The sequence below is a fragment of the Paraliobacillus sp. X-1268 genome (assembly GCF_003426095.1).
In the GTDB taxonomy this organism is placed as follows: domain Bacteria; phylum Bacillota; class Bacilli; order Bacillales; family Amphibacillaceae; genus Paraliobacillus_A; species Paraliobacillus_A zengyii.
Genome location: NZ_QJSK01000025.1, coordinates 23,629 through 36,542, shown reverse-complemented (window position 1 = coordinate 36,542; position 12,914 = coordinate 23,629). Strand labels below are relative to the sequence as shown.

15 protein-coding genes and 1 riboswitch are annotated in these 12,914 nt (G+C 34.9%); of the genes, 5 read left to right on the top strand and 10 right to left on the bottom strand.

What is annotated here, in order from left to right:
• Positions 1-132: 132 nt before the first annotated feature.
• From D2K62_RS16945 to D2K62_RS16915, 7 genes are all read right to left on the bottom strand, one after another.
• A complete protein-coding gene (locus D2K62_RS16945; RefSeq protein WP_112181967.1) occupies positions 133-1,125 on the bottom strand; it encodes an aldo/keto reductase in 993 nt (330 codons plus the stop codon).
• Positions 1,126-1,233: 108 nt separating this feature from the next.
• Entirely contained in the window at positions 1,234-2,232 is a 999-nt protein-coding gene (locus D2K62_RS16940) for a TIGR00341 family protein (RefSeq protein WP_112181968.1), read from the bottom strand.
• A 98-nt stretch (positions 2,233-2,330) separates the two neighbouring features.
• Complete coding sequence (locus tag D2K62_RS16935) at positions 2,331-3,074, bottom strand: SDR family NAD(P)-dependent oxidoreductase (protein ID WP_112181969.1); 744 nt, start codon at positions 3,072-3,074, stop codon at positions 2,331-2,333.
• Between the two features lie 163 nt (positions 3,075-3,237).
• Positions 3,238-3,537, bottom strand: coding sequence for a spore coat protein (locus D2K62_RS16930; RefSeq protein ID WP_112181970.1), 300 nt, complete (start codon positions 3,535-3,537; stop codon positions 3,238-3,240).
• Between the two features lie 13 nt (positions 3,538-3,550).
• Positions 3,551-3,739 carry a hypothetical protein gene (locus D2K62_RS16925; protein ID WP_112181971.1) on the bottom strand — a complete coding sequence of 63 codons (189 nt, stop codon included), beginning with the start codon at positions 3,737-3,739 and terminating at the stop codon, positions 3,551-3,553.
• A gap of 29 nt (positions 3,740-3,768) precedes the next feature.
• Positions 3,769-4,041: a spore coat protein gene (locus D2K62_RS16920; RefSeq protein ID WP_112181972.1), complete on the bottom strand. Its 273-nt coding sequence runs from the start codon at positions 4,039-4,041 to the stop codon at positions 3,769-3,771.
• Positions 4,042-4,054: 13 nt separating this feature from the next.
• Positions 4,055-4,270, bottom strand: coding sequence for a hypothetical protein (locus tag D2K62_RS16915; RefSeq protein ID WP_112181973.1), 216 nt, complete (start codon positions 4,268-4,270; stop codon positions 4,055-4,057).
• A 138-nt stretch (positions 4,271-4,408) separates the two neighbouring features.
• Here D2K62_RS16915 and D2K62_RS16910 point away from each other — a divergent pair, with 138 nt between their 5' ends.
• The 5 genes from D2K62_RS16910 to D2K62_RS16890 all read left to right on the top strand — a co-directional run bounded on the left by D2K62_RS16910 (position 4,409) and on the right by D2K62_RS16890 (position 9,234).
• Positions 4,409-5,356, top strand: coding sequence for an alpha/beta hydrolase (locus tag D2K62_RS16910; RefSeq protein ID WP_112181974.1), 948 nt, complete (start codon positions 4,409-4,411; stop codon positions 5,354-5,356).
• 77 nt (positions 5,357-5,433) lie between these two features.
• Positions 5,434-6,150, top strand: coding sequence for a metallophosphoesterase family protein (locus D2K62_RS16905; protein ID WP_112181975.1), 717 nt, complete (start codon positions 5,434-5,436; stop codon positions 6,148-6,150).
• 102 nt (positions 6,151-6,252) lie between these two features.
• Complete coding sequence (locus D2K62_RS16900; protein WP_112181976.1) at positions 6,253-6,453, top strand: hypothetical protein; 201 nt, start codon at positions 6,253-6,255, stop codon at positions 6,451-6,453.
• Between the two features lie 942 nt (positions 6,454-7,395).
• Positions 7,396-7,505: riboswitch (SAM riboswitch) on the top strand.
• Positions 7,506-7,596: 91 nt separating this feature from the next.
• Entirely contained in the window at positions 7,597-8,340 is a 744-nt protein-coding gene (gene cobA, locus D2K62_RS16895; protein WP_117161812.1) for a uroporphyrinogen-III C-methyltransferase, read from the top strand.
• 75 nt (positions 8,341-8,415) lie between these two features.
• Positions 8,416-9,234 (top strand): uroporphyrinogen-III synthase, encoded by an 819-nt coding sequence (locus D2K62_RS16890; protein WP_112181978.1) that lies wholly within the window; start codon positions 8,416-8,418, stop codon positions 9,232-9,234.
• A gap of 13 nt (positions 9,235-9,247) precedes the next feature.
• On the opposite strand, the gene D2K62_RS16885 is transcribed toward D2K62_RS16890, so the two are convergent.
• From D2K62_RS16885 to sat, 3 genes are all read right to left on the bottom strand, one after another.
• A complete protein-coding gene (locus D2K62_RS16885; protein WP_112181979.1) occupies positions 9,248-11,038 on the bottom strand; it encodes an SLC13 family permease in 1,791 nt (596 codons plus the stop codon).
• 83 nt (positions 11,039-11,121) lie between these two features.
• A complete protein-coding gene (cysC, locus tag D2K62_RS16880) occupies positions 11,122-11,724 on the bottom strand; it encodes an adenylyl-sulfate kinase (RefSeq protein WP_117148988.1) in 603 nt (200 codons plus the stop codon).
• Between the two features lie 24 nt (positions 11,725-11,748).
• Positions 11,749-12,900 carry a sulfate adenylyltransferase gene (gene sat, locus D2K62_RS16875; RefSeq protein ID WP_117161811.1) on the bottom strand — a complete coding sequence of 384 codons (1,152 nt, stop codon included), beginning with the start codon at positions 12,898-12,900 and terminating at the stop codon, positions 11,749-11,751.
• Between the last annotated feature and the right edge of the window lie 14 nt (positions 12,901-12,914).

The window sequence follows — 12,914 nt, the reverse complement described above, 5'->3', positions numbered from 1 at the left end:
AATTTTATCAGAAGGTATCCTTTTTTACTTACTAAAATTTTCGATTTTATAAAAAAGTTGCATCTTCCAACTACCGTTGGAAGATGCAACTTTTTATTGTTTATCTGAGTTTTGTCCCAGCCTCTTTAGACTTTATTCAAATAGTGCTACCTTCTTAGACGCCTCATTAATTTCATCAAGATCTTCTCTTGATAATGTGAATTGCAGTGCACCAATGTTCTCTTCAACATGATGGACTTTTGAAGCACCTGGAATTGCTACTACGGTCTCCCCATGAAAATGGATCAACCAGTTAAGTGCAATTTGCGTCTGACTAACTCCATATTTAATCGCCTTTTCTTCTAATAAATCAATTAACGGTTGTGTTTGCGCTAATCCTGCAGCTTTAAAGAATTTTGTATATTTGCGTGGACCTTTAATATTTTTGATCAGTTCAGGATTTTTATGAAATTTCCCTGATAATATGCCCTGTTCCAATGGAGAATAGGCAATAATGGTGATTCCTAATTCTTTCGCAACATCCATTATACCGTTTTTTTCAATCCTTCGATCCAATAAACTATATTTCACTTGGTTTGAAGCTAGAAAATAATCTTTTTCTTTTAATAATTCATGAGCCTCTTTCATCTTTCCTGCATTATAATTACTTACACCGACAAGTTTAATTTTATTCTTTTCTAAGAGATGTATCATTTCTTTCATTTCATTCTTCACATTAGAAAAAGAGAAAGGTTGGTGAATTTGATATAAATCAATGTCCCTTCCACCTAATGCCTCTAATCGCTTATCTATCGTCTTTGTAATGGAAGATGCTGTTCTAAATAATGGCCACCATTTTGTTGCAATTAATGCGCTCTCTGCAGATGCATCTATGCTATTTAAGGCTACAGATAATGCATTTTCAGATTCACCTTTTCCATATATTTCAGCAGTATCAAACCAATTGATCCCACCTTCCAAACTAAGCCTCACAATATTAGTAACATCCTTTTGATCCATCGCAGCCCAAAATCCACCTACTAAACCTTTACCATTACTAAATTGCCAACACCCTAATCCTAATGCAGATACTCTTGTTGATGATTGTCCTAATTTCCGTAAAGCTACATGTGTCTCTACTGTCATTCGTTAATCATTCCCCTTTCAACATTGTATATTAATACCAGTTTAGAGCTAATTAGTGATTTTGTAAAAAATAAGCAGCTAGTTCCAACTAATACGTTTTTATTTTAGTTAGAATTCTATAAAGTATATAATTATGCCAAGTACTATAATAACAAGACTAACAGACAGCAATCCAATTATCCTTGACGTATTTGCCACTTGGATCTCTTTCCAGTTCACCGGTTTAATCCCGCTAACCCAAAAGACGATAATGGCTGATAATAAAATCGCATGAATATTTACAAGTAATAAAAGAAGTGGCGTAACTGCATATCTCCATTCCCCCTCGCCAATTATCATGCCAAAGACAATTGCTGGTGGTAACAGCGCTACTGATACCATTACACCAACTAATGCTTCTGACACACGTTTGGCAAAAGAAAGTGCGCCAGCCGCTCCCGCTGCAAGTGCTAAGATGATATCCATCATCTCGATATTTGTACGAGCTCTAAACTCATCGCTATCAAGTGGTAAATTAAATATAACACCAAATAAAATAGCAATAAGAATTGGAACTACCAAACCAAATATTGCAGTCCCTACCGACCGGCGCATTATTTTATAATCACCTAACACAGCTGCAAAAGATAGGGCGGTATAAGGACCAATTAATGGAGCGATAACCATCGCACCAATTACGACTGCTGCACTATCTTTTACAATACCTGCAGTCGCAACAATAGCTGATAACACAAGGAGCCATACAAAGTTTCGATTAATAACACTTGATGAATGAACGACATTATATAATTCATGCCTGCTCGCCCTTAAAACCTCTTCTTGTTTTTCGGATGGGTCTCTTTCTTCCTCTTTTTCCTCCTCAACTCGCGGAATATAAGTTGAAATGTTATAAAGTAATGCACGCATTTCCTCATCATATTTTGAATCTAATTCTAAAAAATTCAGAATCTCTTCCGCATATTTTTTATCAATTAATAATTTAAATACTTGCTCTTGATCTGAAATGCGTGTATGCCAATGCGAAATTATCGTAAATTCTGCTATTTTTTCTTGGAAATGATTCACTTTATCATTTGGAATATATACTTCAATTAGTTGTAACTCCATCTTTTCTTCCCTCGCTACTAGAATCAATTTTTCACTTAGGATACGGAAGCTACAAAAAAATATGAATAATATAAGTTAGCAGTTAAGATGATTTATGCTTAATGCTCATAAATCATCTTTCTAGTCATACCACCATCGATAATAATGTTTTCACCATTAATAAAATCATTAAGTGGATTCGTCAGAAACAAACAAGCACGTGCGACATCACTAGGTTTCCCTACACGTTTGGACGGATGTTGCGTATGATCAACAGTACGAAGCGATTCATAATCTTCTGTTTCTATCCAGCCTGGACTAATAGCATTTACAGTAATTTTTTCTTCCTGTAATGTGAGAGCTAAAGCATGTGTGAGTGCGTATATGCCACCTTTACTTGCGGCATAACTTTCCGTATTTGGTTCAGACATAAATGCACGTGTAGACGCAAGATTTATAATTGCACCACCCGTTCCTCTCATCTTTTTCGCTGCCGCTTGGGAACATAGAAATACGCTACGTAAATTCGTGTTTAATACATCATCAAACTCATCCACAGTTAAATCAAAAAAGGACTTGAATTTTGAAACACCCGCATTATTAATTAAAATATCTATTTTATCAAATTCATCCATTGTTTTTTCCATTAAATTATCAATTGAAGTGGACTCTCGGACATCTGTCTTTATAAAAGTTGCTGTCTTTTTTCTTTTATTTAGTGATGCTTCAACCTTTTTCCCGTCATCTTTTGCGACATCAGCAATTATTACATGTGCACCTTCTTCTGCGTATGCAGAAGCTATAGATCGGCCAATTCCATTTGCACCACCAGTAACAATAACTACCTTATTTTCAAATAGCATTTAATTGCCTCCCTTATTACTAATTCACTTCATCATACCATTTAAGAAGCTACGTTTAAAAAAATACAATCTTTTCTAAACTAATTATTAGAAGGATCTGAAAGCTATATAAAAATGGCCAAGCGAGATGCTAGGCCATTTTTAACATGAAAACGTCGTCTATCTATCCTTTTGCTAATCTTAATGCGGTTTCTGTGATCTTCCTATCTATTTCTAGTTGTTTTTCTGTATCATGTGGATGATAGAATCCATTATTAATCATATACGTAGAAATTTGTTCATGAAATGTAATAACTTCGTCTAATTGCATCGTTAATGTATTTCTAACTCCTGGTGTTGCAGTTTCTGTAATAGCTAAGGCATAACTCTTTATTTCTGCTTTTGCAGCCATTAAAATATCTGTCGCAATTACTTGATCTGTTAATGGTGCCATCCCAGTAATTTTTTCAATAAGTTGATTCACTGTTTAACCTCCTTCATGACAAGTGTTTTTCTAAATCTTCCAAATGCCGAACATGCATTGTAGCATCTTGCTTCATCAAATCTTTTAGATTCTCGTCCATTACTAATCCTTGCATGATCGATGCCTTGGTAAGGCATAAGCTCTTAAATGTAATAAGTTCATGTACCTCTAATGTTTCATGCATACCTAACTGTATGTTCAAACCTTCCACCCCCCACCTTCATGTTAGTATTATTCATTTAGCGCTCTATTTGCGTAGTGAACATCTTTTTCTAACTGCTCGGGAATATTAAAAGCATCATATATTCCTCTATCTTGAAGAAATCCATATATTTGTTCATGTTGTTTAATTGCTGTTTGTAACTCCTGTGTCAAAAATGTTCGAATGTCAGAAGATGTTGTTTCTGTAATAGCTGCAGCCATGTCTTTAATACCAGCTTTTGCTTCAAATAGCATATCTGTAGCTATCGTGTGGTCTGAAGCACTTAATTGATTCGTATCCATTTATTGCACCCCTTTATTGATTGATTTGAGTTGAAGCAGAAGTGAGTAAGTCTTTCATTTGATTAACTGCCGTATGACCTTGTTTTACACTCTGTTCGACCAATGTTTTTAATTCGATATTTTCAACTATTTTCATTCTTGATTTAGATTGTGAAAGGCAACCAACTTTAAAATTAATTAACTCCCTTAAATCAACGATTTCATGTATACCAAAGTTACTACTTTTCAAGTATACGTTCACCTCCATTGTTATTCATGTTAGCTTTTGTCTTTCTTATTTTGTTTATTCAAGTTATACCTCCATGCATGATTTTTTCCCTCAAGTCGATAATAAACCGACATCTTAAAAAGAACGGAGTATACTTTCGTGACTGATAATTTAGAAATAAATAAGATATTAGAACAACTGTCCACTTCAGAAGAACAATTAGACTTTGCTCAACCAAATCATTTAACTCCTGCTATGAAAGCCTATCAGGATTATTACGGATTTAAACAATCAAATCTTTCATTTCACTTCGGTAAAATAACAATTGATCAAAATAACGTGCACGTACAAATTTTTAAACCCAACCATAGCAAAGGAAATATATTTTTATTACATGGCTATTTAAGTCATGTCGGTTATTTAAAACATATTATTCAGTTTTTAAATAACCAGTATTACACAGTAATTAGTTATGATTTGCAAGGACATGGCCTTTCAACAGGTAAGATTGCCTCTGTCAACACATTTGATGATTATGGTCGTATTATGGAGAAATTATTAACAATAATAAAAAAGGAACTGAGTGGTCCCATACACCTAATTGGTCACAGTACTGGTGGCGCCATCATCGTTGATTATCTATTGAGACATCCAAGTCATGACGTCGATAAAGCTATATTGGTTGCACCACTTATTCATTCAAATTATTGGAATTTATCACAAATTGGGCTATACATGTTGAAATGGTTCCCTTTTATCCAGCATATAAAAAGGAACTTCCGTCAAAATTCAACAGATGAAGCATATTTACGTTCCATAAAAACTGACCCACTTCAATCAGACAATGTTCCGGTGAAATGGGTCAACGCATTAATGACATGGAATAAAAAAATACAAGATTATCACGAAAGCAAAAAGTTCATTTATCTCATTCAAGGAAATCAGGATAAGACAATAGATTGGAAATACAACATAAAATTTCTCCAACATAAATTTCAAAACTTACAAATTGCTCAAATTGATCAAGGACGTCACGAGCTTTTTAATGAGGCAGAGCCTATTAAAAGGATTGTGTTTCAACGAATTCTCAAATACTTGGAACCTTAACATTACCAGCTTCTTTCGTCATACTTAATTTTATTTTCAAAAAATGATACGATAGAAGAAAGGAGAGATGATCGATAATGAAAATTGCTTTTATTTCAGATGTTCACGGGAACGCGATAGCATTAGATGCAGTATTAAATGATATTAGAAAAAAAGAAGTTGATAAGATAGTAGTGCTTGGGGACCTTGCTTATCGTGGACCAGAGCCAAAACGATCGATTGACTTAATTAAAAATTTAAACACAACCGTTATTAAAGGTAATGCAGATGATTGGATTGTACGTGGCGTAAGAAAAGGTGAAGTTCCTGACGCAGCACTTGATAAGATGAATGAAGAAAGAGACTGGTCTGTGGCCCAATTATCCCAAGCGGACATTGCTTACTTAGAAAAACTACCTACAGAAACGCTATTTGAAGAAAACGATATCGTTTTTCACGGTTTTCATGCAACACCAAACAGTTTATTTGATGCGGTACTTCCAAATGCAACGGATGAAATGATCGAGTCAGAATTAATGAAAAAGGTTGCGGATGTTTATCTGTATGGACACATTCATAAATCTTATATTCGTACGATAAACGGTAAAATGATTATTAATCTAGGTAGTGTTGGACTGCCATTTGATGGTATTACAAAGGCTTCTTATGCTCTTGTTGATGTGCAAGATGGAAGTGTTAGTGCTTCGATTGAAAAAGTATCTTATGATTTTGAAAAAACGATTGATAAATATAAGGAAGTAAACTATCCAAATATTGAGTTAATGAAAAATATCATTCAAAACGCAAAAAATTAACAAAAACTCCAGTTCCAATGCTACATGGAAGGGGAGTTTTTCAGAATATTAATAACAAGTAATTCTGTGGTAAAATAGCTATATATAAGGGAGTGACGTTTTATGCACTGGAGAAAATTAGCACTACTTTTGCCACCATTTATTCTTATCGGCTATCTTTTAATAACATATCTACCTGATACGTTAAGTCAATATTCTATCGTAATAGCCATTTTATTTTGGGTGATTTATTATGGTTGGGTCTTTATCGAGGAGAAGAATAAAGAAAAATCAAATAAAGATTCCACAGATAGTACCAAATAAGACCTCATATATAGGTCTTTTTTTGTTCCTGTAATATACGCAACTTCCACTTAAAAAAATAATCACCAAACGTTGGCTGATTTGAGTTTGGAGTGTGTTCATTATAAAGCTTGAAACTTTTTAAAAAAGTTGTTTATTACTGAATAACCATAGACTGCGACGTAGCGTTCCTTGCGTCGGAATTACCATCAACTACGACTTAACTCAACTGATTACTTCGCTCTGAAAATCCACTACGCTTTCCGCAGGCACGTCTTCAGCTAACTTGGAAGAAAGACACTTCCAAGTGGATCTTCAGATCGCGCTGTTCCTGCAGGAGTCGTAGTGGATTTTCATCGCTGGTCGGTAATATGTTTATTGATGAAGTTACAATATCAACAATTACAGACTTTTTCGGACTTTAAGTTCTTTCTAGCGAAGGAAGCAAATGGATGATACTCCTGTGGGAACAGCAAATGTTTTCGATGGGATGAGTAATCGCAATCCCACAAGTTGAAGATCCACTCGGAAAGCGACCTTTGCTTATCCGAGTTAGCTGAGACTGTGCCCACGGAAAGGGAATCCATTTGCTGACGTAGCGGATTAAAAAGCTCCACTACGTCGCAGTTTCTCTCAAGTGCGTCAGATCACACGTACTGATGATTCAAAAAGAAGCGTGAAGTCAATTTCTATTTTGAATTGTTAGACTTTCTTGTTATACCAAAACTTAATTGCCTGCTTCACAGCATTAAACAGGAATTTAAGTTTAGCGATAACTAGGATGTCTCACAAATAAGTTAAAGTTGACCTCGTTCCCATCATTACGTCTCATCTTACGAATTTGATAGAAAATGTGACGTAGTAAAACTAATAATAAACTATTCCCATTAAAAAAGTCGGAATTTAATTGACTTTATTTCACTGCTAATGATATTCTTATAGATATAACTAAATATATAACTATTCTTATCCAGAGAGGTGTAGGGACTGGCCCAATGAAACCTCGGCAACAGGCTATTACTTTTTAGAACTGTGCCAACTCCACAAGTATTTCTATACTTGATAGATAAGTAGTAAGATGCCTGTATTTCTTCTTTCTATTTAACTAGGGAGGAGAATTTTTTATATGATGATTATCGATAAGTAAAAGTTGGGGGTTATAAAATGGGGAAAGTCTTTTTAGTTGGTGCTGGTCCTGGAGATCCGGATCTATTAACGATTAAAGGATTAAAAGCAATTAAACAAGCTGATGTAATTTTATATGATCGCCTAGTAAATGAGGAATTACTCAACTACGCTTCTAAAGATACCGAATTAATTTATTGTGGTAAACTACCTGGAAACCACACCTTACATCAAGATATGATTAACAATTTGCTTTGTGAACATGCCAGAGGAGACAAAATCGTTACACGTCTAAAGGGTGGCGATCCATTTATTTTCGGGAGGGGTGGCGAGGAAGCACAACTCTTAAAGGAATCTGGAATCCCCTTTGAAATAGTCCCTGGTATTACTGCTGGTATCGCCGCTCCTGCTTATGCCGGCATACCTTTGACACATCGAACATTAAGCTCTTCTATTACCATTATTACGGGCTTTAATCCAGAAAAGGATTCAAATGAATATTGGCGGAATTTAGTTGGCAGTGTGGAAACACTTTGCATTTACATGGGTGTGAAACATTTCCCTGAGATTGCTAAAAGGCTAACCGAAAACGGTATGGACGTTAACACCGAAGTTGCACTTATTCATTGGGGCACACTTCCTAAACAAAAAACAATTACTGGTACATTAGCAACAATCAACGAAAAACTACATGAAATTGAAAATCCTTCTATGATTGTGATTGGAAAAGTTGTACGATTAAGAGAGAAATTAGAATGGTTTGAAGAAATTGCACAGTCCTAATCTTCTGCATCATCTTAGTTAATAAGGTGATGTAGACTAATTAAATCATGTTTGATAAAGAAAGGAAGTAACCAAATGATGGAGTTAGAAGGCAAAAAAATTGGTGTTACTGCAGATAGAAAAGCCGATGAAATCAGTACAATCATTAGAAAAAAGGGTGGCACTCCAGTTATTCGTTCTATTCAAGGTGAACGTATTCTTCTTGAAGAAAAAGCAGAGCAAGATGTGGAGCATCTCATTGCAGGAGATTATGACTGGGTTATTCTCACAACAGGTATTGGAGCTAAAGGATTAGAGAATGCTGCCAAAAATCTCGGTGTACTGGAATTATATATTGAAACATTAAGAGGGAAAAAACTTGCTATTCGCGGAAGTAAAACACTGAATTGGATGAAACAATGGGATTTAAAACCATACTTCTCTTCACCTGATGGAACAATGGATAAATTAATAGAAGAGTTAAAAACAAATCAAATTGATGGACAAAAGTTTTTCTTTCAAGCTTACAATAAGGATGAAGAGGAACTACTTAATCAGTTACGAGCATTGCCAATTTTTCTTTATCAATCGATGCCCTATTACTATAACCCACCTGAAGCTGAGACATTAGAAAATTTAAGGACTTTAATCGAAACACGAGAATTAGATGCCGTTTTATTTACGAGTAAAACACAAGTGGAAAACCTTTTTTCAGACTATGAATCTATTGATAGATTAATCGAGGCCTTTGAAAGTGATGTTTTAGCAGTTAATATTGGAATTGTAACCGAAATGCAAGTAAGAGATTTCGGTGTCAATCGTTTATTAACTCCTGAAAAACCAAAAATGGGTGCTATGGTTATATCATTAGCTAATTATTATAAAACGAAAGAAAAGCCTGCAAATACAGACTAAGACTCTTTCATTTCTAATATAAATAAATCGTTCCTATTGTGGTAATCATTACAATAAAACTTAGTGGTAAACCTACTTTAAAATAATCAGTAAACTTATAACCACCTGGACCATAAACAATCAAATTTGTCTGATAACCGATTGGTGATAAAAAGCTAGCAGAAGCACCAATTGTTATAATAACTAAAAATGCCATAGGATCAGCTGCTAATTTATTAGCGGCTTCTATTGCTATGGGGAACATTAAGACAACTGCACCATTATTTGTAATCATTTCTGTAAAAGAAACAGTTACAATATAAAGTAATACCAATATACCTAACATACCAAACGGCTCAGAAACTATAATTAACTGGTTCGCAATCCAATCCGCAGCTCCAGTCTTAAACAAAGCTTGCCCGATACCAAATGCACTTGCAATCAACAATAAAACATGATATTGCATATCCCTACTAATGTCTTCTGGCCTGATAACTTTAAATATAAAGTAAAGAATTACAGTAATTGTCATCGCCTTTAACATAGAAAGAACACCGAAACTAACTAAGAAAATCATAGTAGTGAGTATAAGAATAGATAACCACGCATTTTTCTTATCAATCTTGTGTAACAATGGGTGTTTATTCAATGGCATAGCTACATAGAAATCATTAGATTGCGCAAATCTCTCTTCAAAATCTGCACCAGCTAATAAAAGAAGTGTATCTCCAGCTTTTAGTGTGATATCACCAATACCACTTTCAATTCGCTCATTATTTCGATGCACAGCTATCACATCAGCATCATATTTAGCTCGGAATTTATTTTCTTTTACCTTTTTATGAAGCAGAGAAGATTGATGCGAAATAACCACTTCCATCACTTGTGTATTGCCATTACGTAATTTTTCTAATGTGACGTTTGTTCCTGTCTTTAATTCAATCCCTTTTTTACTTTGAATTTCTGCAATTCGTGAAATAACACCAGTGAATATCAGGCGATCATTCGCTTTTATTTTTGTGGAATTTCTGACTGGATATATTTTTTCATTATTTCGGATTACAGCTATTAAATAGACACCTTTAAAATCTCGTAATCCCGATTCTTCTACTGTCTTATTAACTAATGGATTATCTAGAAAAGGATAATTTTCCTCGATCACCATCTCGATTAAATATTCTCTACTTTTCTCAGTAACAGTTGGTTCTGAGACTTTATAACTCGGTAGAATCTTATATCCAATTGTCACCAAATAGATCAGCCCGATAATACTAGCTGGCAGACTATATTTGGCTAAAGTGAACATCGAATACCCTTCCATTCCTCTTTCTACCATTAAACCATGTACAACAAGATTAGTAGATGTCCCCATTAAAGTTAATATACCACCTAATATCGTTGCGTACGAAAGTGGAATCAAAAACTTTGAAGGAGCGATATTATGGTCAACACACCATTTTCGGACAATAGGCGTTAGTGTCATAACGATTGGTGTGTTATTTAGAAATGCCGACGCTGCTGTAATTGGTAATAAAAAGCTAAACAATGTACGTTGATCAGATTTACCTTTTTTTAATAATCGAAAGATGACTTGTTCTACTAGACCACTTTTTTGAATAGCGCCAGCTACAATAAATAGCAAAGCAACCGTCAACATACCTTGGTTAGAAAAACCGGCAAATGCTTCTTCCGCAGTTAAAATACCAGTTATAAAAAAGATTGACAATGCGGTGAACACAATGATATCCGGACGAGCTATTTCTTTAATTAATCCAATTAACATGATAAATATTACGATAAAAGTAAAGATCATTTCGCCTGTCATATTGTGTCCCCCTAACATACAATTGCCAATTCACTAAGTTGTTTCAGAGGGTTTAATGACTAGTTCAGCAGTAAGAACTATCATTAAGAAATATAACCCTGCTCCTTTAAATAATTTACAATGCTCTCCACCGCTTCTTCAACAGATTGCTTATCTGTTTCAATTGTCAACTCGGGCTGATCTGGCTCTTCATATGGTGCATCGATACCAGTAAAGCCTTTTATCTCACCCGCTCTTGCTTTTTTGTATAGACCTTTTGGATCACGCTTTTCACACGTTTCTACTGTAGCTTTCATATATATCTCAATAAACTCATCTTCTTCTAACAATTGACGAACATTTTCTCTATCTTGTTTATATGGTGAAATGAATGCAGTTAACGTTATTAAGCCTGCATCCACCATGAGTTTTGATACTTCACCAACACGACGAATATTCTCTTTTCTGTCTTCTGGAGAAAATTTTAAGTTATTATTCAAACCATGTCTTACATTATCACCATCTAAACGATACGTATGGATAGCTAGTGCATGTAATCTTTTTTCCAATTCAACTGATACAGTAGACTTACCTGAACCAGAAAGACCAGTAAACCAAAGAACAGTACTCTTGTGTTTATTTTGTTTTTGCCTTTCTTCTTTCGTTACTTCTGAATGATGCCAAACAATATTGGTTGATTCGTGCATGATTGTAGCCCCCTATATCGAAAGTCAGTTTGTTTGCATACCTTTAATAAGTACTTCCGCAACTTCTGGACGTGAAAATTGTTTTGGTGGTTTCTCCCCATTACGTAACATTTCTCTTACTTTTGTTCCACTTAGATGAACATGATTTTCCTTATCATGTGGACACGTTTTAGCAGTAGCCATGTTTTCACACGCTTGGCAGAAAAAGGCATGCTCAAATGCAAAGATTTGAATTCCTAATTCATCCTCAAATTGACGAATAAAATCTTGTGCTTCATAGGTTCCATAATAATCACCTACACCAGCATGATCGCGTCCGACAATAAAGTGCGTACAGCCGTAATTTTTACGAACGATCGCATGTAAAATAGCTTCTTTTGGTCCAGCATACCGCATTGCTGCAGGATAAATAACTAAACGCGTTCTATCTTTTGGATAATACTTTTCCAGAATTACTTGGTAACTTTCCATACGAACAGCTGCAGAAATATCATCTGATTTTGTTTCACCAACAAGTGGATTTAATAACAAACCGTCAACTACTTCTAATGCACTCTTTTGAATATATTCATGTGCACGATGGACAGGATTACGCGTCTGAAAACCAACAATTGTCTTCCAACCAAGTTCTGTAAATAGTGCGCGTGTTTCTTTAGGATCCATATGAAATGCCTCAAACTCACTATGATCGGGACGATTTAACAAGGTGATAGGGCCACCTAAATAAATCTCACCTCTTTTGTACAACTTCTGCACACCTGGATGTGCTTCATCTGTTGTTCCATAAATATTCTTTGCTTCAAGCTTTTTATCATAGCTATATTTTTCCTCTAATTGCAGGATTCCGTAGATAATCCCATCTTCACCCTTTAAAGCTATTTCTTCCCCAATAGAATATGTTTCTGCTTGTGCTTTTGTAACTGCTAAAGTAATCGGAATACTCCAAACACTGCCATCGGCAAGACGAGTCTCTTTAACAACTCGTTCATAGTCTTTTTGTCCTAAAAAGCCTGTAAGTGGGCTGAAACCACCTATTCCAATTAGTTCTAAATCAGAAATAGCCCACGCGTTTATTGTTAAATCTTTTAACGTTTCTGCATTAGTCACTGCTTTTTCTCTTTTTGTTCCCGTTAATTGTCTATTAATTAATGTTCCACCATGTGCTTCAATTGACATCTAAAATAACCTCC